Source organism: Streptomyces sp. NBC_01775 (assembly GCF_035917675.1).
Taxonomy (GTDB): domain Bacteria; phylum Actinomycetota; class Actinomycetes; order Streptomycetales; family Streptomycetaceae; genus Streptomyces.
Genome location: NZ_CP109104.1, coordinates 2,102,373 through 2,128,662, shown reverse-complemented (window position 1 = coordinate 2,128,662; position 26,290 = coordinate 2,102,373). Strand labels below are relative to the sequence as shown.

Here is a 26,290-nt window from a genome sequence, read left to right as displayed (position 1 = left end):
CGGCTGTGCTGATGGCTGGACGTGATCGCGGATCCGGCGGTCGCGGACGACATCACGCTGTGAGCTGTGGCGGGTGCTCAAGATCGATGAGGAGTTCGGTGAGGTTTCCGAGGCGATGCACGGGGCGATGGGCGGGCGATGGGCGCCAATTCGCGCAAGGGCGAGTCGCACACGTGGGACGACGTCCACCAGGAACTGTGCGACGTGATCGTGACATCCCCGCCGGGTCCGGTGCGACGCACTCCCGCAACCGAGCCCCTGTGCCTGGTGCGCTGTGAACGGACCTGGCGACACCAGCGCCCCGGGTGCAGGGCGGGTGCAGGGTCCGGCGGGGAAAGCGTTCGGCGCCACTGATTCGGGTATTCCCGCCTGCCTGCCCGAGCCGCTCGGTCATGCTCGGCTTGTGGGGTACGCGGCGCTCATCGTCGTCATGCCGTGTGTCCCCGCAGCGGCCCGGCACAGGTGAGGAGAGGCGATGGGGTGGACGAGCGAGGAGTTCGGGGACTCGCACGAGGGGTGGACCGGGGCACTCCTGGCCGATGGGAGTGAGCCCAAGCCGGTGTACCTGGATGCCGGCAGCGGCAGCCACATGGAGAAGACCAGCGCGTGGTGGGCCTACAGCGGCATCCTGAACCGGCCGGTGGCTGCCCAGGCGCGGGCCGCGTGCACCTGCGGCTGGCGCGGTACGCGTCGCATCGAGCTGGATTGGGACCGCATCGGGGAAACCCGGCCCGGCGACTTCGACGACTCCGAGTCCTACGAGGACTGGTCGGCGCATATCGCCGAGGTCGAGGCCCGCGCAATCCCGCTCCCGGCCGAGGTGACAGACGGACTGGAAGTGCTGGCGGAGCGGCTGCACGCGCTGGCCGAGCAGTCGCCGACCGCCGCTCTGAGGGCGGCGAGTGCGCTGGAGCGCCTCGCTGCCGACATCGGCCGTACAGCCGCCTTCGAGATCCGTGCCGAGGAGGTGCCCGCGGAAGCGGTCGGGGAAGCCCTCGGGCTGAGCGTCACCTCGGCGCGATCCCGCGTCACCCGCTACCGACTGAGGCACTGACCCCACGGCGACGGACCAGGGAGGTTGAAGGGGCACTGCTCAACAGGCAGGCCGGGGCGGTGTAGCGCTGGGCGCCCGTCGAAGGCATCGGCGCAGTCAATCGGCGCCGGGCACTCCGTGCGCCGGTCAGAGCGCCCTTTGAGTCTCGGTCCGGCTGACCTCTCGCGTCGATGCCTGACGCTGTCTGCCAAGCCGCGAGAGTCTAGAATCGTACTCATGTTCTATTGGGAGGCTCCGCAGCACCACCCGGCACGCGTGCCGGCCCGCGCGCCTTAACCTTCGAGCGCGTCAGCGCTCCAGGGCCAACGGGTACGTCAGCGGACCACCTCTGCGCGGGCGGAGAGCACTACGGAGCGCACGCCCGGACCGGGCCGGTTTGCGGACCACCTCCGCGCGGGCGGAGAGCACTCGCCTCGGACCTCAAATCCCTATTGGTGAAACGGACCACCTCCGCGCGGGCGGAGAGCACCCTTTCTGACCTGCTCTTCAGGAGCTGCTTTGCTGGTTCTTTGCCGACAGGTTCTGTGTGTGGGGGCTATGCATCCGTATGAGGGTCAGGCCGTCGAAGTCCTGTGGGATTCGGCGGCGTTGTCCTGCGGTACGCAGGGCGAAGCCCTGTTCGTTGGCTGCTGGGTGGATGAGGACGGCCGCGCCGTCGCCTACGACGGCGGAGGCCGCGGCCCAGAGTTCGTCGCGGACGCGGGCGGAGAGTGTGCCGACGAAGATGCCGGGGATGACTTCGATGGTCCAGCGGCTGAGTGCCCCGCGGAGGGAGTCGGGGACTGCGGTGGTGGCGAGGACGGTCATGGCGGGCATGTCAGTCCGGGTCTGCGTAGTTGGTGCCGGCGGGCACGGTGCCGGTGCGGGGGTCCCACAGTTCGACGAGGGGTACGTCGGTGCGTTCGGGGTCTTCGTCGTCGCTGTCGGCGTCGTGGTCGTGGTCGGGGTCGAGGAGGGTTTGGATGTCTTTGACGATGTTCGGCAGGAGTTTGATCAGCCGCATCTGTTCGCGGAGTTTGCGGCGGGCTTCGGCTTCGGGGTCGGTGCTGGCGTGGAGGGAGAAGGCCAGGGGGATGGTGGTGCGGGCTTTGTAGAGGTCGGCGATGTCGTAGACGAAGGAGTGCTGTTTTCCGGTGTGGACGAAGCCGAGGGCGGGTGAGCAGCCGATGGCGAGGATGGCGGCGTGGACGACGCCGTAGAGGCTGGTGTTGGCGGCGGAGAGGGCTTGGTTGACGGGGTCCTGGTCGTGCCAGTTGCGGGGGTCGTAGTTGCGGCGGAAGCGGCCGATGCGGTGCTGGTCGGCGAAGATCTTGTAGAGGGCTTTCATGCGCTGGCCTTCGAGGCCGCGTAGTTGCTGGAGGGTGGTGCCGGGCGGGACGTCCTGGCCGAAGCGCATGTGGTACATGCGGGTGGCTACGTCGAGGCGGTGTTGTTCGTCGGTCCAGGCTCGTGCTTGGTGTTCGAGCCAGGTGGTGGTGAGGGAGTCGGGAAGGATGCCTGCGTAGGCGCGTACGACGCCGGATCCGGTGCATACGACGGTGGTGCCGTGGCGGGCCAGGGTGGACAGGGCGCGTGCGGTGATGGAGGTGCCAGGGCCGAGGAGGAGGCCACCGGTGTGAGCATGAGCGCGGCGATCCAGCGCTCTCTGTGGCCGGGCGCGGAGGTGGGCGCAGCAGCGGGGGTGGACGCGGACTCGGGCGTGCTCATGGACGTCACCGCAGGCAAACCGCCCGCCCGGAGCGAATCCGTGCGGATACTCATCCGAGCCCCTACGTCACTGCGTAGCCCTACCTGTCAGGCCAGGGCGAGGCCGACGGCGCGCGGATTCCCGACCGGCACCTGGGCGGGTCCCGGAAGGCGCGAGCGGCCTTGAGGCGTCGTTCGCCAGGGTTCGCCGAGCGGAGACGAGGCCACGCCCGGCGAACCGCTGTGTCCGGCCCGGTTCTTCACCGGCGGACCAGGGACCAGGAGAACGCGCGCTCCACCGGTCACCCGGATCCGGTCACGTGGAAATTGCTGTCTCGATCAGCACGTCCAGCAGCTCGGGGTAGTCCAGCCCCGCGGCCTTCCAGACCTGCGGGTACTGGGAGGCCGCCGTAAGGCCGGGGAAGGTGTTGACCTCGTTCACCACCAGGCTGCCGTCTTCCTTCAGGAAGAAGTCAGCGCGAAGCAGCCCGCGGCAGCCGAGCGTCTTGAAGACGTTCAGCGCCAGATCGCGCACTCGTATCGCGGTCTGTTCGTCCAGCTGGGCGGGGATGTCGAACCGGGCGCTGTGGTCTGCGTACTTGGCGGAGTGGTCGAAGAAGCCCCGGCCGGCGCCCACGGAGATCTCCAGCGCGGGTCCCGCCTCCACCCGCCCGTCCGGGTATGCCAGCAGCGCCACATCGATCTCCCGACAGGGCACGGCCTCCTCCACCAGCACCTTGGTGTCCAGTTCCTGGGCCTTGGCGATCGCTTCGGGCAACGCGTCCCAGCTCTCGACACGGCTCACGCCCATGCTGGAGCCCGCAGTCGCCGGTTTGACGAACACCGGGAGGCCGAGCCGTTCGCGCTCCTGCTGCGACAGCGAAGTCTGCGACTCCTCATCAAGCACCACGGAAGCGGCCACCGGAAGGCCGGCGGAGGACAGCAGGCGCTTGGTGACGTCCTTGTCCATCCCGACCGCGCACGACAGCACACCGCTGCCGACGTACGGGATGTCGGCCATCTCCAGGAGCCCTTGCAAGAGCCCGTCTTCTCCGTACGGCCCGTGGAACACGGGGATCACCACGTCCGCCGAGGCCATGACGTTCAGCGCTTCGGCGATGCTGCGCCGCACGGGCGCCCCCGACGACGGAGTCAGCCGTATCAGATCCTGTGCGTCGTAATGGCTGAGCGACGCGTCGTCCTTGCCCGCCACCCACTCGCCGTCAGGTGTGATCCGCACCGGCACGACCTCGTACCGCGACCTGTCGAGATGGGTTGTCACCGCCGCGCCCGAGTCGACCGACACGTCGTACTCGCTGCTGCGGCCACCGAACATCACGACGACCGTCTTCTTTGCGCCGCGCTCAGACACGGGCAATCCCCTCCTCAATGTCAGAACTTGTGTGGTGCGGCGACGTCGATGCCGCCTCGGCGTCATCTGCCGGAGTCGGCACATACCGGCGGGTCACCCGCCCGCCCACTCCGGTGAGCACTTCGTGCGGAATGGTACTGGACCACTCCACCCACTCGGCGACTGTCGGCTCTCCCCGGTCGCCGGGGCCGAAGACGACCACTTCCTCCCCGGCGTCCACATTCGCGTCACCGGTGTCGATCACGCACTGGTCCATGGCGATGCGCCCGGCGAGGCCCGCGCGTTCACCGACGAAACCGTCCGCACGATGCTGGACCAGGCCCTCATCGCCACGGGCCTAACCGACGCTACTGGCGGCCCGCTGCGCTACACACCGCACGACTTCCGCCGCCTGTTCATTACCGATGCCATCCTGAACGGACTGCCGCCGCACATCGCCCAGGTGGTCGCTGGCCATCAGGACATCAACGCGACTCTCGGTTACAAGGCTGTCTATCCCGAAGAGGCAATCCAGGCACACGTGGCTTTCCTCGCCCGCCGCAGGTCCCTCCGCCCGAGCGAGGAATACCGCGTCCCCACCGACGAGGAATGGCAGGAGTTCCTCGGCCACTTCGAACGACGCAAAGTCTCCATCGGCGCATGCGGCCGCGCGTTCGGTGCTCCGTGCATCCACGAACACGCCTGCGTCCGCTGCCCGATGCTCTGGCCCGACCCCGCCCAGCGCGACCGGCTTGTCGAGATCCGGGACAACCTCCTTGCCCGCATTGCCGAGGCCGAACGCGAAGGATGGCTCGGCGAGGTGGAAGGGCTTCAGGTGAGCCTTGCCGGAGCGGAGGAGAAGCTCGCCCAACTTGACGCACGACAAAGGCGCCAAAGGTCCACGGTCTTCCTGGGCATCCCCACACTGGATCAGATCGTCGCCCGCACCAGCGATGTGAGCGAGCCTTGAGCCGGTCCATGAAGCGTCCCTCAAGCCCGCCTGCTGTCTCATTACATACCGCCCATCGTGATCACGGACTACCGTGCCGGTCATGACCACGGACGACTGGCTGGCCGACACCCGAACCTCTTACGACACGGTCGCGGTCAGCTATGCCGTCCAAGTGCGCGATGCCATCGCCGGACACCAGTACCTTCGCGCGGCTCTGGCGTTGTTCGCCGACAACGTGCGGGCCGCGAGCGGTGGGCCGGTAGCCGATGTCGGCTGCGGGCCCGGACACGTCACCGCCCACCTGCACGAGCTCGGTGTTGACGCCTTCGGGATCGATCTCTCCCCAGGGATGATCGACGCGGCCCGGCGTGACCACCCCGGCCTGCGGTTCGAGGTGGACTCAATGACGGACCTGCACCTCCCGACCGCCGCAGTGGCTGGCCTGATCGCCTGGCAGTCATTGATCCACATACCTGACCACGAGGTGCCGACCGTGTTCAGGCACTTCCACCGAGCATTGCGCCCAGGCGGACCACTGCAGCTCCTGTTTCACGTCGGCGACGAGTCCCAGTTGAAGACTCAGGGCTACGGCGGTCACCCGATGAAGGTCCATGTCCACCGCCGTCAACCGGACCAAGTGGCAACCTGGCTGCGTGACGCCGGATTCGCGGTCGAGGCGCAGATGCTGCTCAACCGGGACGAGAAAGTTTCACACGCGTTTCTCTTCGCACGCCGATAGCCCTACCGGTAGTTCAGAGAACACGTTCTGATCCCGCGACCGCTTGTACCCGACATTACCGACCGCAGGAGCTCGTGTACTGCCTCTGAACTGCGACGGTTCGTAGACTACATGTCCGGGACGCTGCACCGGGGGGTACGACGTCGCTTGCTGGAGTGCTTCGACGGCGCCAAGTTCCACAGACGGAGGCAGGAAGGGTGGGGGCCGAGGACGCGCGTGCCATGAAGCTCAGTTGCGACCTGTCTGCGTATGGCGGGAACGGATAATCTGGGACACCCCCGCGCTCCCCATATCGGAGGGTGGTTGGCTTCTTCAACGGAAGGCACGTGCTGTCGCAGCGCAGTCGCGCACGAAAGCGGGGGCCGCTGGGGACGCCGAGATGTACCGAGAGCGCGGAAACGTCTCCTCCGGCTTCGTCACCAAGCAGTGGGCCTGGGGAGCCAGCACCAACCTTGGATGTTCTCCGCTGCCTGACGGCGCCCCGGCAGTGGGGCTCATCGGCGTGCGGTAGATTCCTTAGTTAAGTGTGGTGACTCTTGTGGGGGAGACGGTGGACGGGTCCGGAACAGAGTTGTCCCAGGCTATCGAGGCCGTGCGCGCGGGGCTGGCCGACGCGCAACACGCAGGCAACGCGTCGGGCGGTCTGCGGTTCACCGTTGAGCAGGTGGAGTTGGAGTTCAGCGTCGAACTGCGCAGCACAACGCGGGGAGAGGGCGGAGTAAAGGCGATGGTCGTCTCCGCGAACGCTGCGCACGACCGGGCGCACACAGAGTCCAACCGCGTCAAGGTGGTACTGAATGTCGCCGACGGCGGGCTCATCTCGGATGACGGCGGTGCCGTCTTGCCACCCCGGCCGTCCCCGGGCAGCACAGGTCAGGACGGTTAGAAGGCAGGGGCGTGTTCGCCCGGGCCCGCGTGGTGGAGGTGGGCGCCGCGGGATGGCCGTCTGCCGGTGGACGAAGCGGATCAGGTTACATCGTGGCGCCCGGTCTGGTGCTGACCGCAGCACACGTGATCGGGGGTGCTGCCGGGTGCACGATCCGTCCGATGGCCCCGGCGAATTCTCCAGGGGCACTGGCCCAACCGGTCTGGGTCTCCGCGGAGCTGGATGCAGCATTGCTGCGTTTCGACGGTGCCTCGTCGGCGGAATCGCGGCGTGCACGCTGGGGCAGGCTCACTGGCCAGGACTCCGCTGTGCCGGCGCACTGTTCGGTGGTGGGCTTTGTCCGGGCGGACGCCGGAAATGGCGACTCGGTGCGGGACGCGCAAGGGCTGTCGGGGCGGATCAATCCCAATACCGGGGTGTTCGACGGACATTACGAGATCGAACTCGACCGTGTTCCGCCGCAGGTGGGCGGTCGGGGCCCCGGGCGCTGGCGCGGACTGTCCGGCGCCGCCGTCTTCTGCGGAGATGTGGTCGCCGGGTTGGTGACCCGGGCGCCGGGTCGATGGAGGAGCACCAGGCTGCAGGCCCTGCCGGTCTGGCGACTCCTCGAAGTCTCCGAGTTCAGGGATCTCTTGGCCGACGCTGCGGGCGGTCCGGCGGCGACGCCGGAGTCCGTGGAGCTGCAGTTACTCTACGAGCGCCCGCAACACCCTCCCAGGTCACCTTCGTATCTCCTGGACGCGAGGCAGGCGGTCACACCGTTCCATGGCCGGGACGCGGAACTGTCAGAGCTGCGTGCCTGGTGTCTGGACTCCGACTCTCGCGCGCAGCCGGTACGGCTGGTCACTGCCCCCGGGGGATGGGGGAAGACCCGGCTGGCGGTCGAACTGATCCGTGCGTTGGGCAGCTTGCGCACCGAGGAGGGCCCGTGGTCTCAGCCGGGGTGGATCACCGGGTTCCTCGCCGAGCACGGCCCGCAAGACCCCGAAGAGCAACGGCAATTCTTCTCTGGGGCGTTCCCCACCCTGATCGTGGTCGACTACGCGGAGGCTCGCCAGGAGCAGGTACGCCGCCTGCTGCGTACCCTCCTCGCACACCACGGCGACACGCAGGTACGCATCCTGCTCCTGGCGCGCTCGGCTGGTGTGTGGTGGGAGGACCTGCGTTCGGACGTCGACTTGGCCCGCGCCGGGATCTGCGCACGACGTCCGCTGGCGCTCACCGAGTCACTGGGATCGGTGCCGTACGGGCTCGAGGAGCGGTACGAGCGCATCGCCGGACCCCTCGCCGAACACCTGCTATCCCTCCCAGCAGGACCGTCCCGCCCAGACACACCGCCGACCCTGAAGGACGAAGCCCTGGCGGCGCTTGCCGCCCGGCCGCGTCCATGCCGCACCTATCTGGAGCTGCATGTGAACGTGCTTGGGGCGCTGCTTCGGTCGCTCGACGCGGGCGGGACCACGGTGCCGGACGGCGAGACGCCTGAGGACGTGGTCCTCTGGCACGAATGGAAGTACTGGAAGGCAGCCCTGGAAGAGGCCGGGCTTCACATCTCGCCCGCACAGATGCGGCAGGCGGTGGCTGTACAGGCACTGCTCGCGCCGGAGACCGGAGCAGAGGCCGTATCCACGCTCGCCCGCCTGCTGCGTTACCCGCTCCCCTTGCGCGACGGCGACGAGTGCACGCGCCTGGAACGGGTGCTGGCAGATTTTTATCCCCCCAGCGACCTGGCGCGCTGGGGCAGCATGCATCCCCACGCGGTCACTGCGCGCCTCCTGGCCATCGTGGACAGCGAAGCGGAGCCGGGATTCCTTCACCGCGTTCTCACCGTGGCATCCGGCCAGCAACGGGTAAGCGGTGTCCGGAAGCTGCTGCGGGCCGGGGATAGCGAACCGCTGCTCGCGGACGCCCTGCGGCAAGGAGTGATCGGCCACCGGGATCTGCTGCTCGACCCGGTCTTGAGTGCGGTCGGGGAAACAGCAGACCCCGAACGATGGCTGAACGCGCTGGGGCAGCAAGCGCAAGCTACGGGCGACGGCGCTATCGCATCAGCGGCAGAGCGTAGGGCACGTGCCCTACGGAGCAGCGCCCGGCTGACGGCAGACAACGGGGAATTCGTGGCATCCGTCCAGCGACTGATCAACGGAAACTTCTCTCCTCCCGACGGGGGCACCATCCGGAATCAGGATGCTGCGGACGTCGGCGAGGAATTGCACGAAGTAGAGGACCACGACGATGACGAGTCGTCGTGGTCGGGAGGTGCCTAGGACAGGTGGATCTACAACTAACAAACGGGGCTCGCGATGCGGTGAACGACGCGTCCCAGCGGGCGGTGTACGCCGGGCATCCCGACCTCGATCCGCTGCATCTACTGTTGGCCTTGCTGGAGCAGCAACCGGACGTGTATGTACACCTATTGACGGCGGAAGACGCCGACGTCTCGCTCCTGCGGGAAGGGACCGAGCGGCTACTCAGCGAACTCCCCAGCGTGAACGGCGAAACAACCGTCCCACCGCAGCCCGCCCGTTCCCTGTTGGCGACCATCGCACATGCCTCGCAGGTTGCCGAGGAACTCGGGGACGACCACATCTCCACTGAGCACCTGCTCATCGGCATTGCTGCGAACGGTGGCCGGGCCAGCGAGTTGCTTGAGTCTCATGGTGTGAACTCCGAGAGGCTGGAGAGCTTTTTCGCCTCGGAGCGAAGGGGCGCCTCCTCGCAGGAGTCTGAGCAGGAGACTTCGGACACTGCTCTGAGTAGGTTCGGCACGGACCTCACCGCCGCTGCCCGCCAGGGCAGGCTCGACCCGGTCATCGGCCGGGATCAGGAGATCCGGCAGATCAGCGAGGTGCTCTCGCGCCGCACCAAGAACAACCCGGTGCTCATCGGCGAACCGGGCGTCGGCAAGACCGCCGTCGTCGAGGGGCTGGCACAGCGGATCGTCACGGGTGACGTCCCCGAACCGCTCAGGGGACGGCGGCTTGTCGCACTCGACCTCGCCGCGATGGTGGCGGGTGCGAGAGCCCGGGGGGAGTTTGAGGACCGTTTGAAATCCGTCCTCGCGGAGATCGAGTCGAGCGACGGCCAGATCATCAGCTTCATAGACGAGCTTCACACGATCGTCGGCGCCAAGTCCGGCAGCGGTTCGGCCCTGGACGCGGCAAACATGCTCAAGCCCATGCTGGCCCGCGGCGCTCTCCGCATGATCGGCGCGACAACGCCGGACGAATACCGCGAAAGGATCGAGCAGGACCCGGCGCTGGAACGGCGCTTCCAGCGGGTTGCAGTGGCCGAGCCATCCGTCGCGGACACGGTCATAATGCTGCGCGGGCTCAAGGGCCGATATGAGGCGCACCACATGGTGCTGATCGCAGACTCTGCTCTGGTTGCGGCCGCGGAGCTCTCAGACCGTTACATCTCGTCCCGATTCCTTCCCGACAAGGCCGTCGACCTCCTGGACCAGGCCGCCGCCCGCCTCCGCATGGAGATCGATACCTCACCGGTGGAAATCGACCAACTGAGCCGGGCGGTCGACAGGTTGAGGATCGAGGAGGCGGCGCTGTCGCAGGAGTCGAATCGCGTAAGTCGGCAAAAGCTTGAAGCTCTGCAGCGCCTCCTGGCCGATAAGGAAGAGGAGCTGCGGGGCCTGACCGGCCGTTGGGAGAAGGAGAAGCAGTCCCTCATCCGTGTCGGTGAGCTGAAGATGAAGCTCGACGAGCTGCGCGGCCAAGGCGAACGCGCCCAGCGCGAAGGGGACTTCGACACCGCGTCCAAGCTGCTCTACGGCGAGATCCCGGCCGTGGAGCGGAAGCTGGAGGCCGCGGTTGACGAGGAGCAGCGCACGGCGAGCTCCATGGTCACGGACGGTGTCGGCCGGAACGAGATCGCGGGCGTGGTCGCTTCCTGGACCAGTATTCCGGTGGGCCGCCTGCTGGACGGAGAGCGCGGGCGGCTGCTGCGTATGGAGGAGGAACTCGGCAAGCGGCTGATCGGACAAGACGAGGCGGTACGAGCCGTGTCCCGCGCGGTGCAGCGCACTCGGGCCGGGGTCGCCGACCCGGGCCGCCCGACCGGATCGTTCCTCTTCCTCGGCCCCAGCGGCGTCGGAAAGACGGAGCTGGCCAAGGCTCTCGCCGACTTCCTCTTCGACGACGAGCGGGCGGCCATGGTTCGCATCGACATGAGCGAGTACGGCGAGCAGCACAGCATCGCCCGGCTGCTGGGAGCGCCGCCCGGCTACGTCGGCTATCAGCGCGGCGGCCAACTGACGGAGGCAGTACGCCGCCGCCCGTACACTGTCGTTCTCCTCGACGAGGTGGAGAAGGCCCACCCCGACGTCTTCCACGTGCTGCTGCAAGTGCTCGACGAAGGACGCCTGACGGACGGCCAGGGACGGACGGTGGACTTCCGCAACACCATTCTCATCCTCACCTCCAACCTCGGCTCCGCCTCCGCTTTCGACCCGCTACTGACCGAGGAAGAGAAACGGGACACAGTCCTGGAGGAGGTACAGAGCTTCTTCCGGCCAGAGTTCCTCAACCGCCTCGACGAACTGGTGGTCTTCCACCGTCTTCAGCTCCAGGAGCTGGAAGGGGTCGCCAGGCTGCAACTCGACCGTCTCGCCCTGCGGCTCGCGGACCGCGGTCTCACGCTGGACGTGACCCCCGACGCGCTGCGCTGGCTGGCGGCCGAGGGCCATGACCCGGGATACGGCGCTCGTCCACTACTCCGGCTTATCCAAGGATCAGTCAGCGACCGGATCGCCCAGGCGATCCTCGATGGCAGCATCCTCGACGAGGACAACGTCCGCGTCGATCTCGACCCCTCGGTGGCCAACCTCCGGATCGAGCCGGGTCCCCGCTCGCGGTGACGGCGAATCGAGCTCCCCACCCACCCGGCGAACCCATCTGCTGCATGCCTGCAGGCGGCCATGGCTTGGATCGATTCCAGAGAGGAGCTGCGGCGGCGGCAGCGAACTCATCCGAAAATGCCCCTGTCGGCGCGCATGCGGAGCTGCCTCAGGGTGCGGGGCGCACTGTCGAGCAGGTGACGGGCGTCGACTGAGCTGGCAATGCTCCTGGCCCGTGATGTGGAGAGGACTTCGGCGAGGCCGGCATGGAGGACATCACTTCTCGTGCGTTCGTCCTCCGTGACGGTGGCGACGGGGTTGCCTACGCTGGTTAGCGAGCTTGACCGCAGTCGGTGGCTCACCTCGGTGTATTGGTTACGCCGGACCACCGATGCCGGGGGCCGGCGCGAGTTGTGGCATCTGCCACGGTGAGTCATGCGCTGGCCGCCGGGCTGCTTCTGCAGTGGAGAGTCCGGCCGAATCCGTCAAAGCGTGTGGCGCTTGCGTCGGACTTCCTGGAGTTGGGTGTCCAGCTCAGTGTTCGCGTCAGCGAGGGGCGGTCTCACTGATCAAGGCCGCTGAGACCGCCGTCTGTACTCGGCCGGGTCGATTCAACGCGTCGTTGAGTCGACGATCTGGGCTTCGAGGTCGGCGACGCGGCGGTCCTGGAAGCGGAGGTTAGAGCGGGCTGCCTTGAGTCGCTCGTCAAGGGTGCGGTTGTCGGCCGTAAGTTGGCGGACCCGCTGTTTTAGGGTGGTGTTCTCGGTGGTGATCCGCTGGATGGTCTCCTCGGTCCGTTCGGCTTGCAAGTCGCGCATCTGGCCGAGGAGTTCGCCGAGGCGGGTCCGCTGGGCGAAGATCTCGGTGCGGGTGGCCTTGAGCGCGTCCTCGGCATACAGCGCGCGTTCACGCCAGGTCGCCTCGCGTTCGTCGTCCAGCTGGGTGATCATCCGCGACCGGCGTTCGCCGGCCTCGGCCATCGCGGTAGCGACCGCGGTTCTGGCCTCAAGGTTGTCGTAAAGGAAGGTGCGCGAGACGTTCGCACGGCGGGCGACGGCGGCGACGCTGACCTGGTCCTTCTCGCGTCGGAAGCGGGCGATGGCCTGGTGGACCCGCTGGAGGGCGGTCTCGGTCTTGCGGCGGCGGGCGGCTAAGGCCGCTGCGGTGCGGGGTCCTGGAATGGTGGCGGTCGTCATGGAGTGTCCTGTTCGGGGTTGTCGTCGGCTGTGCACGTATCGCTGTACTCGCCGTCGCAGTTGCTGCCTGCGTCGGCAAGGTCGGCGGCGCGGAAGGCGGTGGACCAGACACGGTGGAAGTAGTCCTGGGGTTTGCGCAGATCCAAAGCGAGCGCGTCGTCGAGGAGGCCGAGTCCGGCCAGGGCCTTCTCCAGGCCGTCGATGGCGCGGGCGGTGGGCTCGAAGTAGCGGTGGAGGTAGTCGGCGGTGGCGTCGTCGGAGGCGCCCTCGGCCAGCAGCCGCCACTGTTCGCGCTTGCGGCGCCAATAGAGGAGGTCGGCGCCGGACAGGACGAACTTGTCGCAGTTGTGGCAGTCGAGGTTGAAGGGGCAGGCGCCGCCGTTCACGACGGGTTGGAAGGTGCAGAACCCGCCCTCGGCGGGGGTGCTGCGGCGTGAGAGGTCGATGGCCAGGGCCTGGGCCTGTTCGCGGGTGAGCGGGGTGGTGTCACTGGTGAGGAGTTCGCCGGGGTGGGCGGTGCCGGGGCCGGCGACCCACACATGCTGGAGGACGTCGTCCAGGTCCGACTGGGTCAGGTGGACGTAGTGCTCGGCCATGCGGTCGGAGACCTGGCCGAGGTAGCGGCGGATGTGCGTCAGGGTCGCGCCGTGCCGCAGCAGCCGGGTGGCCAGCGTATGCCGGGCCTGGTGGGCGACGTAGTGACCGCCGAGGTCAAGCTCGGCGAGCCAGCTGCGGAAGCCGGTGTGGAACCAGGTGTAGGACAGGGCGCGGCGGCCGTCGGGGTTGAGGATGTCGGTGGGGAACAAGGCCAGATGGGCACGCTCGGCAGCAGTGGGCGGGCGGCCGGCGTGCCGGTCGGCGTAGTGGGTCAGGGTCTTTTGGCGGCGTGCTTCGAGCCGGTCCAGGAGATGGTCGGGGATGCGGACGGCCGCGTTCAGGTTGCCGACCTTGGTCTGGTCGTGCCACAGAAGGGGCAGCCCGCCGTAGCGGCCGACGCAGTCCAGGCGGAGCTGGATGACCTCGCTGGCGCGCCGGCCGGTGACGATGATGGTTTCCCACATGTCCCTCAGGCCCCGGTCGTGCGGGTCATAGCCGTCGGCGAGCTGCTGCAGGTTGGCCTCGTCCGCAAGTGCCTGGGCGACTTCGTCGGGGAAGGGGTTGCGGCTGCGGGGCGTGCCCGGGCCGCCGACCGGCATGGCGGCGATGAAGGTGCGGTCCAGGCCGATCTGGTCGGCGCTGCCGCTGTCCAGCGTGCCGCGCAGCAGGGACCGGCCGTAGTTGAACACCATCCGGCGCGGGTTTTCGGTGACCTTCGCCCTCTTGCCGTCCAGGCGGGCCTGGCCGCGGAAGCCCAGGCCGAGACGTTCGCGGTTGCGCAGGTCGGCGACGAAGCGGTGTACGTGCTCGCCGCGCAGCACGGACGGGTCGTGGCCACCGCTCGGTGCCTCCGCCTCCAAAAACGCGGACAGTTCAGCGCCGGCGCGGCGCACGAAGTCCACTGGCTGGGCGCTGCGCGGGCAGGTGGGCGAGCGCAGCACGTCGGCGATGTGATCCCACAACAGGTCGCGCAGCCAGCGCTGGGAGACGCAGGTCAGGTCGACGTAGCTGGAGCGGTGGGGGAAGCGCACCCCGAAGTGCTCGGTCTCGATGTAGCCGGCATCCCGGGTCTCGGAGGCGGTGAAGTAGATTTTCCGCAGGGCCTGTTGCATCTATGGACCATGCGCTGGTGGTAGGCGCGGCGGAAGACGGACGCCTCCAGGCCGGCCAGGGAGTCCACGTCGCGGCGCTGGCACTCGTCCGCGAGCGACTGCACCCACGTCAGGTACCACACGGCGACGGGCTGCAGGCCGTGGACATACATGCCCCACTGCACCTCCGCCCGCAGCAAGGGCCTCAGCCCGCGCAGGTTGACCGTTCCGGTGCGGTGCACCGGCAGCTGTGCACGGCACCAGGCGCGGAAGGCGACTTCGTCTTCACAAGTCACCGGGACAGGGCGATCACGGCGCTCGTAGGTGGCGAAGAAGTTCTTCGGCGGCTTCGCCCCGCCCGGCCGCCCGGCCCGGATGTAGCCGCGCTCGTGCGCGCCGCACAACCCCAGCGGCGAAGCGGCCCGCTCGTCGCACACATCCGCGCGGCACTCACCGTAGCCCGGCAGCGACGGCTGGTCGGCAAGCCACCGCTCGAACTCCTCCGCATCCCCACCGGGGTGTCGCTTCAGGTGGCTCAGCCACCGGTTACGGTGCCGGAAGCACAGCACCAGCTGCGGGCTGAACGCCGGCCGTTGCGGGCAGATCCGGCACATCATCGCCTCCGGCATCTCCGTGGCCGGCAGCGGCTCCGCGGTTCGCAGGAACTGAGCCCGGCTCATGCCGCGCTCCTCCGACCCCTGCCACTGCTCGGCGTGCACCGAGCACATCGCGTAGCGCCGCCAGCGGGGCCGCTCGCAGTCGACGACCGTGCAGCTCCACGGATAGACCGGGTGCGTCGGCGGGATCTTCAGCACCCCGCCGCACAGCGACGGGTCGAACTCGGGCCCGTTGATCAGCGCGGTGAGCACCTCCAGCCGGTCCCGTCGCATGCGGGCATCCTGCTGCGGCAATAGGGATGGCGCCGTCACTTTGTCCCACCCCAGACCGTGCGCAGGGCGGCGTCGAAGACCGAGTTGTGGACATCGACGTGGCCATAGACCTCATCCACCATCGCGGCCGACGCCCAGCCGCCGGCGTCCCGGGCGATCAACACGTTGCCGTCGGCGGCGTCGAGAACCGCGGAAGTAAACGAGTGCCGGAAGGCATGGGGTTTCACGGTCCCGAGTCCGGCGCGCTTCCCGGCCCGTCCGAGCATCCGCCTGGCCCCGACCGGCGCCCACGGTTGTCCGGTATCGGCGCCGTGCAACTGGACCAGGAGCATGCCGTGCCCGGCGCCGCGCGGGTACTCGGTGGTGACGTACTCGAAGTAGGTATGCACCATCGCGGGGCTGACCCGCTTGATCAGGCCGCCGGTCACGATGCCGTGTTCGACCCGCCAGGGGTGCTTGCTCTTGGCCTCGGCCCGGTTCGGATTGCCGGGCCGGTGACAGACGTGCAGGTGAGGGGCGCGGCACTCGCCGCAGGCCGCCTTCTCCCGCAGGTGCAGGTCAACCAGGTGCAGTCCGCACAGCTCACCGATCCTCAAGCCCCCGTCGGCGAGCCAGGTGACCACCAGCCGGTCCCGGGCGGCGTTCACCGTCTCCAGCAGCCTCTCCCGGGCGCCGTCCGGAAGCATTTTCGGATGCCAGCGATGAGGCCCCTTCGGCGCCAGCGGGTTGGTGGGCAGCGACGACTTCACATGCCCGAGGAACGAACGGCGCCGGTCCACCCGCGACGGCAACCGCGACTTATCGAGCTTCTTGCCGAGATCCCCGTTCACACCGAGGGCGGACTGATACAGGTAGAAGCCCTTCAGACAAGCCGCCGCGGTCGACAGGGCGGAGTGGCCGTATGGGCGCTTGCCGACCCGCCACGGCTCGCCGAGCAGCATGCGGACCTCTGCACCTACCAGGCCCATGTACCGTTCCAAATCCCTCAGTTGGACTGCGGCGAAGGCCAGACACTCCCGCTCCAGCCACCGCAGATGGTCCACCAGCAGATACGCGTACGTCCTCTGCGTTCCCGAACCGTCATGTAGACGCAGGAACCGATCCGCCTCCGCATGGACTGTCCCCTCGGGCCACACGATCGTCCACGACCGCCGCCCGTCCCTCCGCTCGATCTGCTGGACCCTCAGGTCCCCGACCACCACATGCCGTGCCACTCGTCCTCCGTACCGACTCCAGAACATGACAGACGCCCCGGACAAGGTCGGTAAACAAGCCCAGAACGTGCTGGTCACAGTCCCAGACGGACATCACGGGCAGGACTACCCCCGGTCGGTAAACTCGATGACCACCGGGGTGCCGTTCTCATCCAGCCCGAGCGAATCCACCCGGCCTCGGTGTCGACCGGTCCGGTACTCCGAGGCCAGGAAACGGATGCCGAGCATCGCCTCCATATTGGCCTCGATCAGCGACTGCAGCTCCCGCTCCACCGCCACCGACGCCCCGGGTATCTCCGTCGCTCGGCCGTCTCTGACCCGGAAGACCTTCAGATTGCTCATGTCCCTCCCCGGGGGCTCGTGCGCGGTCACTCCGCAGCGGAAATCAAAGCCAGCGGGTATTTATTCCTGGGGAATCGCCACAGACAGTCATGAGCGCGGAAGGCGCCGCTGTTCAAAGACCGTGCCAGCAAGAGGATCGGTTGGCGCTTGCCGGTGGCTGACCTCGTCCAGCATCCGCAGTCTGACAATCGCCCTGGGAGTGAAGTAACCGGTGGCCTCGGTCCGGAGCCGGGTCAGATGCTCGGAAGGAGCGGCTCGGAGCAGGGAATCGCGGACCTGCGTCTCCATGTCCCGCAAGGTGTCGGCGAGGCCGCTGTCCGACAGCTCATACCCAGCGCTGGAGGTCCGTGCGAAGGCGTCCTCGGCTGCGAATCTCAGAGCCTGGCACTTCTCGTCGAACTCAGCCACGGCGATCGTCCGGCCAGCCTCCGTGTCCCGTAGCGAACGCACGAGGTAGAGGAGCCATTCGCGGCAGTGCACGCCGACGTCGTTTACGAGGTCCATGCGGCGCGTGGTCTCGTCCTGGAGCCGTTGGCTCTCCTCGACGCGTTCCTTGCGACGTTGCAGGATGAGGGGGCCGACGACTGCTGCGCTCGCCGCGATCACTGCAGCGGCCACAACTCCCAACAGACTGACCGTGGCGGCGTTCATCTACTCACAGTAACCGCCGCCCGGTAGGGGAGGGGTGCGGGCCCGTGCCCTGCCCGCACCCAACCGGGACTTCTAACCCTGAGTGCGTTTCCCTTGTGAGCGCCCACCGTCTCGGCACAAAGGCGCTCCCGGGCCGGAATTCTCGCGACTCTTTCGGCGCCCCTTGGCCATGCGCTTCAGAAAGGCGACGGTGCCGTGGCGGTGGTGGCATGACGGCGCGCAGTCCACGCTCAGCCCCGGCGGGTAGCCCGTTACCCGGGCGATCTCCTCGCCCGGACTCCCGGTGAAGGCCAACGCTTGATTGAACTCCGCGACGTCGCAGAGGGACTCCTCGATGAGGAACTGCAGGTCGAGCCGCCCGCCGGGTGTCCCCGACGCATCGAACCACAGACGGCACCCGGTCTGCCCGAATGCGCACGAGCAAGACCTCAAGTGCTTCTTCAGAGCGACCCCGATGTCTGGACGTGTCAGATGCCGAATGAAGGCGTCATGTGACATCCACCGAGACTCCGCGAAGGATAGGCGGAAGCCGTACGTCTGGTTCTTGGTGAATCCGGCCAGGTCCAGCCAGTCGGACGCTGAGCGGAAGATCATCAACCGTCGAAGAAGAGCACTCCCCAGCGGGGCGGTCTCACGCCAGGATTCCTCGTGCCACCCGTGAGCTTGGACAAAGGCCCGTTCCTCCGGCGTCAGACCCTTATGCCGGAACGGGACCGAGCCCTCGTGCTTGGAGGCGCGTGCCTGACGTTCCCGTTCCGCTTCCTGCCACGCCTGGTCCGGAACACCCTCCAGGCGCACGGACGCGTTGGTTCCCACCACGCCTACGTCGAGCCTGCCGTGGCCGGCAGCGACGATGCGCAGCCCAAGGACCCCCTTGAGGTCGTTCCTCCCTCCGGTAGGGAAAAGTCCCCAGGCGATCAGATCCGCGAGGCCATCGGCGTCGGAATCGGCTGCGAACCGCACCACCATCCCGGCCTCTCGGGGGATGACTCGCTCAATGCGCAGAGGCCGTGTGGTGTACGTCGTCGGATACTCCAGCAGAGCCCGCAACAGCTCGCTCTCCAGGAACGCCTGGTCGCCCCAGGCTGCGGGGATGAGCGGACCGCCTTCGGGTCGTCCTTCGAGGCGCTCCTTGGCGCCTTCCCAGGTCTCCCCGGTATACCGGCGGCACAGGGAAACAGCGTCGTCTGGACGCATGACGAACTCCTTCGGATCCCGCTGCCGGACCTCAGCGTGAAGAAAGAGCTGTCAGTGGACGCTCGTGCGAGTGAAGAGAAGAACTACGAGGGGACACCACTGGGCTTCCGACACGCTGCGCCAATGATCCGGGGCGCACGACGAGGGCTCCCTCATCCCAGAGGGAAAATTATCCGCCAGCGATTGCCGACGCAAGGACCCTGCTTCTTTCGCGTGAATCTGCGAAGGAGAGAGGTGCCCCAGCGCCAGGCAGCCGCTGCGTGCCCCTAGAGTGCGGCTGCGGCTTTCGACCACCGCTCCCCGGAGAGATTCGGCCCCTTCCTCCACGCTCGGGTGAACCGGTCGGCACCACATCAAGTGCACCACCTTCGCATCGGACCTCGAATCCACGCGTCCTGGGCCGAGACGCGCAGGAGATTCATGAGTTCGTCCATGCAAGCCGCCGCCCACCGTCGTCGCCAGTACACGGGGGAGGGGCACCAGCAAGCCATCAGAGCCCTGGGCCGATTGAGCGCGAGCGAGAACCCCATCCCAGCCCCGGCCTCTCCAGCCCAAGAACGCCTGGAAGCCACCGTCTTCCTACGACTTCTCGAAACACGCGACTGCTTCACCCGATACCCCCTCGGCCTGGTCGCGGTGCACCCCACACCGACCGGCATCACCCTGGAACTGGAGAGCGAAGAGCGCGCGGCAGAAGTGCTCTTCGAACTGCTGCCGACCTCCGCCCCGGACGACGAGGAACTGCACGGCCTCGCTGGCCTGCGCATCACCAAGCGCCTGCGCACGGCGATCGAACTCCGCGTACTGGGCCGAGCCGCACAGCTACGACTTGGCGGCCTTCCCTCCACGACCTGGCACAGAGCCGAACAGGCCACCCATGCCAAGTGGATCGATCCGGACACCATGCGATTCTGCTGGAGTGCCTCGCCGACGCGGCGGACCGCCCGCGAACAAGAGCACGCCCTCATGTGGGAAGACGATGCCGATTCCTTCGTACGGACCTGGCAGCGCGGTGCATGGCTCGGAAGCGCCCTACTGCGCCGCGCTGCACTCCTGCACACCTCGGCCAACACATACCTCGTCGACGGATACCGCGGGGCCGCCTCCAACCTGACCAGATGGGTCGTACGATCCTCACACACACCAGAGCGGGGCCCCGGGCCCCACCACATCGTCGCAGCACTTCTGGACCCGGTCTTCGGCGTGCCGCTGCGGCTGACCCGGTTTCGTGGCGACACCGATGAGGGGCCGAACCGCGACCAACATTTCGTACTCGAAGACCCTGACAAGACAGCCGTTCTGGAACTGCGTACCACCGCCGAGAAGCCTCCTGCACGCCTCAGCGCGGAGCTGTGGCAGGCCATCCTCCGGAGAATGCCTGACCAGGCTGGGGACAGCAGCCTGTCCCCCGAAACCATCGTGAGACTGTGCGGCAGTGGGTCAGGAGAGATCTCCGCATAGCGAAGACCGCGTCGTATCGGCCCGCTCGCCGTAATGAGACCCCCGGGCGGCAGCGGTTTGGAGGGAGACGACAACAGCCCTGACTCGGTCCAAGAGGGGACGGGCGCGGGGCGCGATTGGACCGTGGTTGGACGGACGCTTGCGGACGGTGCAACACGAGAGGGAGCGGCCTGGACGGGTATACGTGCCCTGATCAGGCACGACGTCACCCTGCGGCACCAGCGATCACGAGCCAGCATGGACGCCTGTGTGCTCGTAATGCGTAGGTCTTAGGTGCGATGTAAGCCGTTGGCCGGCAGATGGGGCAGCCGATGGCGGATAGTCGCATGAGCGCATCAGGTACCTGGTGGGCTCGTCGTCACAGACGCTCGACTTGAACTACTGCCTTGGCTACTCCATAAGCCCCTTGGAGGAGCAGGTCATCCAGCACGTCCAGAATCTCCGAACGTTGGGCTGGAGAGCTGGCCTGGGCGTAGGCGCGGATCAGGAGTTCTCCGATGTGGTACGCGTCGGCTGCTGCGTGGGTGGACAAATCGGCTGCGTCGCTGCCATGAACCTCGATGAAGCGCCGTACGCAACCCAGGACCAAGTTATCGACGCGGTCCGCCGCATGCTCCAGGGTGATGAGCAGTTGGGGGAGGGCATGGCTGAAGGCGCTGGAGGCGATCAGCTTGGTGAGCGTTTCGCGGTAGGGGCGCAGCCGTCTGCCTCGCAGTGCGGTGGCTGTCTTGGAGGCTGCCTCGCGTACTGAATCTTGTGGGTCATGGAAGAACTGGACGAGCGCGGCTTGTGTGATTGCCAGGTCGCCAGTGTCCGCAATTCTTTGGGCGCACATTTGAGCGGCCCCCTGCCGCTGCAGTTCATCGTCCCCACTGAGGATCGCTTCCAGCAGGTCCGGCATATCCCACTGCGTGGCGCGGAGTGCCGCGAGGAGCCCCCCCAGTCATCCGCACCGCGTCCACCGGTGAGGTCAGCATCCGTTCGATCACCGGCTTAGTGGTTTCTGCGCCTTCGTGACTCATGGCGGCGACGAGGTTCACCACGCGTCGTGTGGCAAGCAACTGATCGTCTGTGGCGATCAGTTTGGTGAATGCCTCAGTGGCTTCGGGGCGAAAGTGTCGCAACGCGGCATGGAGCGTATGGGCTGTACGGGCCCTCACCGCGGGGGATGGGTCGGTGGCAAGGATGTCGAGCTGAGGAATCACTAGGGCGCTGCGGGAGCCGTCCGGGTCGTGGATGAGTAGATCGCCCAGGCTCTCGGCGGCACTTCCGCGCACCGTGTTCATGCCGGTGTGAAGTAGATCGCGTTCGCCGTCCTGCATGATCCCGGAGTCACCGGCCGCGGGATCTGCAGAGTGGAGTGCCCGGTCGAGCAACTGCCCGACGAGGTCGAGGGGTACGGACGCGAGGTACTGCCGGAGCGACCAACCCAACCAGCGGTCATGTTCTGGCTTGCCCAGATTGGCCAGGTGCCTCACTGCAGCGAAGACCGGAGCTGGATTGCTCAGCGATTCAGCCTTCCCCAGGCCGAGTAGTAGAGATGCTCCGTAAGCGGAATGGGTCTCCGCGTCGAACCTCAAGGCGAGACGGGCGAACCGGGCTGGGTCCGCCATCGTCTGATTCTCCAGGACATGGGCTTGCTCCCGGGCGCCCCCGGTTCCACGCTCCCAATCGGTTTTGTCCTCGTGGTGCGTTTTCATGGCACGGAGCCATTGGTCGTCATTCATGCGCTGGGCGGGTTCTGTTTCGATAGGTGCTCCGATGACTCGTGCCGTCATCTTCTGTGGTTCCGCTGGTTGGCTCTGTCCCCCGTGGAGGCGGATGAGTTCTCCCAGGCGGCGAGCCGCACGCGTAGACAGTTGGTGCTCCGACATGGCGGACAGTAGATTGAACTCAGTCCACGGTGACAGCTTTTCTTTGGGGGGAAGGCGGAGGTATAGGATTGCCTCTTCGAGCTGGTGGTGGGTCGCCGCAGGGAGGAATCCGCTGATGGAGCGGATTACCTGGCGTGCTCCCCAGGACACGTTGCTTCCGTAAGGGGAAAGCAGCCGGTGCCGACCCTGAAGCAGCAGCTCGGCTGCCCAGCCAGCAGAAGCTTCCCCTGCGGCGCCCAGAGCCTGATAGAGAAGCCATTGGGCTGCGTCATAGGGAACGTCCGCGAGCTGCTCCATGAACGGGCGGGCTCGAAGTGGAGTCTGCTGTGCGACGGTTCGCAGCGCTACGGAGATGCCTTGCAGAAACGCCTCGTCCAGTGTGCTGGGGCCGTCGTCCGGGTAACGAAAGCCGAAGTGACGGTCGGCGACGGGCCAACCGAGTCTCGGCGAGAGCGCGGTGGTCTCCATGACTTTGAGTAGGGTGGGAAGCAGCCAGTCGCAGAAGGCTTCCGGAGCGCCAGCAGAGGCGGACTTCACCAGGTCGAGGACGGAATGGTCTCTGCTGAGAAGCCCGCGAACCTTCCCCGTGCCGTCGAGTTCCAGAGCCCCGGGGCGTTCCACTAGATGGGCGCTAAGGAGTTCGACTGCCCACTCCGGCCGACGCGACCCGAGGTCGCCCAAGGAAACCCATAGAAAGCGCTCGTGTTCTCCGTAGCGTCCCGTTCGCACCGCATCCAACAGCAGATCGAAGAGCGCCCGACTCTCCGAGATCTCGGCAAAACGGATGATCCATGCCAGCCGCGAAGGATACTCTGCGGCTGACGTATGTGGCCCGAGAAGTCCAGCCACCTCTTCAGGGTACTCCGCGACGCCGCCCGCCATGATCCGCAGCGCCCAGTCATGCTCTCGCGGATCGTTTCCCGACAACCAGTCCTCGATGGCTCCCTCGGAATAGATCCGGTGGAACCATGCTGAGGTGCTGAGTGAATGCGCCAACTGACCCGCGAACGCTGGCCGACCATCCAGTACCTGTGCGACGGCATCCCATTCTATGGCGGTCGGTGCCTCCATGTCCCGGAGGACAGCGAGCACAAGATGTTTGATGTGGTAGCGGATGTCTGGGCGCGCCAGCAGTTCCGTAATTCCTTCTGCGAATCGCTCCGGTTCCAGTTCGCGCAGATGTGTAAGAATCTGCCGGACCTGACCCCGTCGAAAGAGTTCCTGCTCGCTCCTGGTGAGGAAGGTGCTTAGCGATTCACCGCGACTGGCCCAGCCACGGGCGAAGGCATAGTCGAAGAAGCTCTCGTGAAAGAAGGCGAGGTGTTGCCCGTCGCGGACGCAGACGTGTTCTGACACCAGCACGTTGGCGCTGGCGGAAAGGTCATCTCCGTCGAGTACTGCGTATGGTACTTCCAGTTGCTGCCGGTCGCTCATAGCCTCAGCGACTGCCGTGACGACATCATTGAAGCGTACGGACGGATACCTGTGGCGGCAGTTGATTCGCTTCGTGTCCCAGAACGCATCGAAAAGCTGCTTAGTGGTGCGGAAAGAAAGGGCGTCATCCTGGCGGGCGATGGAGGCGAGGAGTACCAGATTCAGCGGCGATCCCAGTAGTACCCGTTGAGTCGGGTCAACGTCGGTTGCTTCCAGGTCCATCGCGGTGAGGGCTGCGTCGATTTGTGTATCGGTGAGGCTGCCGACGGCGACACGGATGCAGCGGTCCTCCTCGGTCAGTTGACGGATGCGAGGATCGTTATCGACGTCGAATTTGCGGCAGGCGAGGATGATTCGCATGGCGGGATGTAGCGTTGCTTCACGGATCAGGTCAGCCACCGCATCGAGGGCTTCGGGCGCCCGTCCGGACATCCTGCTGACCGCGTCGAGCTGGTCCACGATCATGAAGCAAGAACGCCCCTGCGCCACCGTTTCGAGCGCGCTGACGGGGGACACAGGGAGGCCGACGAGTTCGCCCAGTTCCGCGGTCGTCGCGAAGGAGGCCAGCCGGTCGAGCCGAAACGCGAGCACGGGGATGTTTGCCTCATCGAGTGCTGCGAACGTCTGGTGCAGCACGGCGCTCTTGCCGTCTCCGGCTGCGCCCGTGAGTAGTGTGATCTGCTGTCCGTTGCCGGCGTGAGCCATCAGACGGCTGGCTTCCTCGCGCTGAATCACTGGCTTGAGCAAATCGGATTCGGTGCTCGCGGCCCAGCGCCGGGTAGCCTCTCCCACCGCATCGACCACTGGCTCGGCATCCACCTGTGGCATCCGCCGAAGCCCGTACTGTGCGAGCCGCCTCATGATGGCCGCTGCGTCTAAGCGGGCGCCCAGGTTGTTATTGAGGAGATCGCCCAGGGCGAGCGCTGCCTGGCACCCAGAGAATCCTTCGAGGGTCTGTTCGGCCAGGACCGTATTGATGGCGACGACGTCCCCCTCGTCGTGGCACTGCACCCATAGGAACCTCAGCATGCGCCAAGCCATCTCGGGTGATCCGTAGATACCAGGGGAGGCGAGTTCGTCGAAGTGACTGCGAAGCTCTTCCGTCAGCCAGCCAGCGACAAAGGCCGGGTAATCGTCGGAGCGACGAGCCCGGTCGCTGAGTTCTTGGAGCGGCCGTGCCGGGACCGTGGAGACGAAGTGGAAGTGGCGCCCCGCCTCCGCGTGAGTGCGCAGATGCTGCCAAATCTCCTTCCTGCGCAGTGAGGCCACGCTCCAATTGTTGGCATTGCGGTCCTGACGCTTGACCTGGTGTACCTCGGTCCTACCGCTGCTGTAGAAGACGAACTCGGCTCCCTCGCCCAGGGGGACATCGGGCTCAACGGTGAGTGATTCACCCCTGCCGAGGAGGACGTAGAGCGCATGTCGGACTGTCCAGGCGGCTTCGTAGCGATTGCCGAACTTGTCGGTCTCGCCTCCCGGTCGAGGTACCACTGCTCCCCCCATCGAGCCGCCGAAGCAGCTCTTGTACCGCACCCAGCGTGCGGCTCGTATGGGACATCACGGTATATCCCGTAAGCCTCAGAGAGAGGGAGCCAAGCAAGCTTCTTGCGAGTGACCGGTACGTGACTGCGGGATCCGGGGCCCCGATCATGCTGCGCCAGCCCTTCATCGATGCACACGAGGGAGAGCACGCAGGCTCAAACCCAGGGCGGGGCTCATTGCCAGGGACTTTTCAGGGACTTTCCGCCGTACAGAAGGGCAAGACCGTGACAGAGCTGAAAGACGTGAATCACCTGGTCACAGGTGGTGCGCTCAGCACTCGATGACGTTGATCGCGAGCCCGCCCCGCGCGGTCTCCTTGTACTTGACCTACATGCTGTCCGTCGTAGTCGGCCAGCCCACCCCGATGCATACAACGGAAATCCGGCCTCGCCAAACGGGAGATGTTGCGGATCCTCATGGCTCCTGTTTACGGCTCGACCGGAGAGAAGCCATGGATCACAGCAAGGACCAGAAGCATGGGGCTGCGGTAGGAGAAGTTCCTCTGCTGCGTGATACGGCGGGCGCTCCGGTAGGGCATTTCCATGTTGGCCGACAGGTCGACGGCAGGCCGGTCGCGGTGTCGTCTTGGCGGATCACCACAGGGGACCGTGACGTGGCTGATGCTCTCGCGGGGTTGTACGGGGGGCAGCCGGAGCTGACGGGCCAGGGTGCCGGCCGGGGTTATGAAGTGCTCACGCGATGTGAATCGATCTCTGTGGTTCTGACGGGCGGGCAGCCCGTGTCTGTGCGGATGGTGATGCGGGCCGCCGGTGAGGTGTTCCACGTCTGCGATGGAGCCAATCTTCTTGACTCCACGGGTGCCGAGGGGGGTCCGTGCGGCTGTCCTGCCACCGTCGAGGAGCGCAAGGCGGCGGCAAAGGCAGGACGGGGGCCGGTGCCGGAGGTGCGCCTGCGATTTCGGCTGGCCGGTCTTCCTGACGTAGGAATTTTCCAGCTCGTCTCGACGTCGTGGGAGCTTCTGGAATCGCTTCCCTCGGCGGAGCGTGTGATGCACGGAACCTCAGTGGACTGTGTCCTGAGTTATCAGTTGGTGGAATTCACCACCGGGTCGGGGATCTTGGTGAGCTATCGCAGGCCCGTGCTTGAGGTCAAGGGGCGTCGGGTCGGCAGGCGGGGCGATGTCTGCCTGGTGGCGTGAGGTTCGATTGGGCTCGCGGGCGCGGCGGAAAAGCGGTGGCACGTCCCGGGGCGTGCGGCTATGGTCGCCCTTGTTCGTGCAGCGGCTGCTCGCCGCTGCTGACGCTCTGAGAAGGACCCGGGAGG

At 66.7% G+C, this 26,290-nt stretch carries 19 protein-coding genes and 2 pseudogenes; 8 read left to right on the top strand and 13 right to left on the bottom strand.

The features are described 5' to 3' along the window. Window positions 1-475 precede the first annotated feature (475 nt). Window positions 476-1,054: a hypothetical protein gene (locus OHB04_RS09575; protein WP_326687240.1), complete on the top strand. Its 579-nt coding sequence runs from the start codon at window positions 476-478 to the stop codon at window positions 1,052-1,054. A 486-nt stretch (window positions 1,055-1,540) separates the two neighbouring features. Here OHB04_RS09575 and cas2e read toward each other — a convergent pair whose 3' ends face one another. The 4 genes and pseudogenes from cas2e to OHB04_RS41765 all read right to left on the bottom strand — a co-directional run bounded on the left by cas2e (window position 1,541) and on the right by OHB04_RS41765 (window position 4,356). Next, window positions 1,541-1,870: a type I-E CRISPR-associated endoribonuclease Cas2e gene (cas2e, locus tag OHB04_RS09570; RefSeq protein WP_326687239.1), complete on the bottom strand. Its 330-nt coding sequence runs from the start codon at window positions 1,868-1,870 to the stop codon at window positions 1,541-1,543. Between the two features lies 1 nt (window position 1,871). Continuing rightward, a pseudogene (gene cas1e / locus OHB04_RS09565) lies at window positions 1,872-2,726 on the bottom strand (type I-E CRISPR-associated endonuclease Cas1e); the annotation flags it as partial. Window positions 2,727-3,056: 330 nt separating this feature from the next. Next, entirely contained in the window at window positions 3,057-4,112 is a 1,056-nt protein-coding gene (locus OHB04_RS09560; RefSeq protein WP_326687238.1) for a D-alanine--D-alanine ligase family protein, read from the bottom strand. Beyond that, window positions 4,105-4,356 carry an alanine racemase C-terminal domain-containing protein gene (locus tag OHB04_RS41765; protein WP_405806061.1) on the bottom strand — a complete coding sequence of 84 codons (252 nt, stop codon included), beginning with the start codon at window positions 4,354-4,356 and terminating at the stop codon, window positions 4,105-4,107. Before OHB04_RS41765 ends, OHB04_RS09560 begins: the two co-directional genes overlap by 8 nt. Here OHB04_RS41765 and OHB04_RS09555 point away from each other — a divergent pair. The 5 genes from OHB04_RS09555 (at window position 4,237) to OHB04_RS09535 (ending at window position 11,538) form a co-directional block, all read left to right on the top strand. After that, window positions 4,237-5,061: a site-specific integrase gene (locus OHB04_RS09555; RefSeq protein WP_326687237.1), complete on the top strand. Its 825-nt coding sequence runs from the start codon at window positions 4,237-4,239 to the stop codon at window positions 5,059-5,061. The two genes, OHB04_RS41765 and OHB04_RS09555, sit on opposite strands and share 120 nt — an antisense overlap. An 82-nt stretch (window positions 5,062-5,143) precedes the next feature. Beyond that, window positions 5,144-5,782: a class I SAM-dependent DNA methyltransferase gene (locus tag OHB04_RS09550; protein WP_326687236.1), complete on the top strand. Its 639-nt coding sequence runs from the start codon at window positions 5,144-5,146 to the stop codon at window positions 5,780-5,782. Window positions 5,783-6,308: 526 nt separating this feature from the next. After that, on the top strand, window positions 6,309-6,668 hold the full coding sequence (locus OHB04_RS09545) for a trypco2 family protein (RefSeq protein WP_326687235.1): 360 nt from the start codon (window positions 6,309-6,311) through the stop codon (window positions 6,666-6,668). 161 nt (window positions 6,669-6,829) lie between these two features. Next, window positions 6,830-8,935, top strand: coding sequence for a hypothetical protein (locus OHB04_RS09540; RefSeq protein WP_326687234.1), 2,106 nt, complete (start codon window positions 6,830-6,832; stop codon window positions 8,933-8,935). 5 nt (window positions 8,936-8,940) lie between these two features. Then, a complete protein-coding gene (locus OHB04_RS09535; protein ID WP_326692652.1) occupies window positions 8,941-11,538 on the top strand; it encodes an ATP-dependent Clp protease ATP-binding subunit in 2,598 nt (865 codons plus the stop codon). Between the two features lie 590 nt (window positions 11,539-12,128). Here OHB04_RS09535 and OHB04_RS09530 read toward each other — a convergent pair. The 7 genes and pseudogenes from OHB04_RS09530 to OHB04_RS09500 all read right to left on the bottom strand — a co-directional run bounded on the left by OHB04_RS09530 (window position 12,129) and on the right by OHB04_RS09500 (window position 18,695). Next, on the bottom strand, window positions 12,129-12,713 hold the full coding sequence (locus tag OHB04_RS09530) for a DUF6262 family protein (RefSeq protein WP_326687233.1): 585 nt from the start codon (window positions 12,711-12,713) through the stop codon (window positions 12,129-12,131). Beyond that, window positions 12,710-14,422 carry a tyrosine-type recombinase/integrase gene (locus OHB04_RS09525; RefSeq protein ID WP_326687232.1) on the bottom strand — a complete coding sequence of 571 codons (1,713 nt, stop codon included), beginning with the start codon at window positions 14,420-14,422 and terminating at the stop codon, window positions 12,710-12,712. Before OHB04_RS09525 ends, OHB04_RS09530 begins: the two co-directional genes overlap by 4 nt. After that, entirely contained in the window at window positions 14,305-15,291 is a 987-nt protein-coding gene (locus OHB04_RS09520; protein ID WP_326687231.1) for a hypothetical protein, read from the bottom strand. Before OHB04_RS09520 ends, OHB04_RS09525 begins: the two co-directional genes overlap by 118 nt. A 35-nt stretch (window positions 15,292-15,326) precedes the next feature. Continuing rightward, complete coding sequence (locus OHB04_RS09515; protein WP_326687230.1) at window positions 15,327-16,583, bottom strand: tyrosine-type recombinase/integrase; 1,257 nt, start codon at window positions 16,581-16,583, stop codon at window positions 15,327-15,329. 42 nt (window positions 16,584-16,625) lie between these two features. Further along, window positions 16,626-16,847: pseudogene (locus OHB04_RS09510) on the bottom strand (DUF5655 domain-containing protein); the annotation flags it as partial. Window positions 16,848-16,934: 87 nt separating this feature from the next. Continuing rightward, window positions 16,935-17,498: a hypothetical protein gene (locus tag OHB04_RS09505; RefSeq protein WP_326687229.1), complete on the bottom strand. Its 564-nt coding sequence runs from the start codon at window positions 17,496-17,498 to the stop codon at window positions 16,935-16,937. 72 nt (window positions 17,499-17,570) lie between these two features. Next, the gene (locus OHB04_RS09500) at window positions 17,571-18,695 is read right to left on the bottom strand and encodes a hypothetical protein (protein WP_326687228.1); all 1,125 of its coding nucleotides are present in this window, start codon (window positions 18,693-18,695) and stop codon (window positions 17,571-17,573) included. A 420-nt stretch (window positions 18,696-19,115) separates the two neighbouring features. Between OHB04_RS09500 and OHB04_RS09495 the strand changes: the two genes are divergently transcribed. Beyond that, window positions 19,116-20,156 carry a hypothetical protein gene (locus OHB04_RS09495; RefSeq protein ID WP_326687227.1) on the top strand — a complete coding sequence of 347 codons (1,041 nt, stop codon included), beginning with the start codon at window positions 19,116-19,118 and terminating at the stop codon, window positions 20,154-20,156. A gap of 358 nt (window positions 20,157-20,514) precedes the next feature. Here OHB04_RS09495 and OHB04_RS09490 read toward each other — a convergent pair whose 3' ends face one another. Together OHB04_RS09490 and OHB04_RS09485 are read right to left on the bottom strand one after the other, a co-directional pair. After that, window positions 20,515-21,057, bottom strand: coding sequence for a hypothetical protein (locus OHB04_RS09490; RefSeq protein ID WP_326687226.1), 543 nt, complete (start codon window positions 21,055-21,057; stop codon window positions 20,515-20,517). Next, window positions 21,017-24,997 (bottom strand): hypothetical protein, encoded by a 3,981-nt coding sequence (locus OHB04_RS09485; RefSeq protein ID WP_326687225.1) that lies wholly within the window; start codon window positions 24,995-24,997, stop codon window positions 21,017-21,019. Before OHB04_RS09485 ends, OHB04_RS09490 begins: the two co-directional genes overlap by 41 nt. A 460-nt stretch (window positions 24,998-25,457) precedes the next feature. Between OHB04_RS09485 and OHB04_RS09480 the strand changes: the two genes are divergently transcribed. Further along, a complete protein-coding gene (locus OHB04_RS09480; RefSeq protein ID WP_326807284.1) occupies window positions 25,458-26,165 on the top strand; it encodes a recombination directionality factor in 708 nt (235 codons plus the stop codon). Window positions 26,166-26,290: the final 125 nt, after the last annotated feature.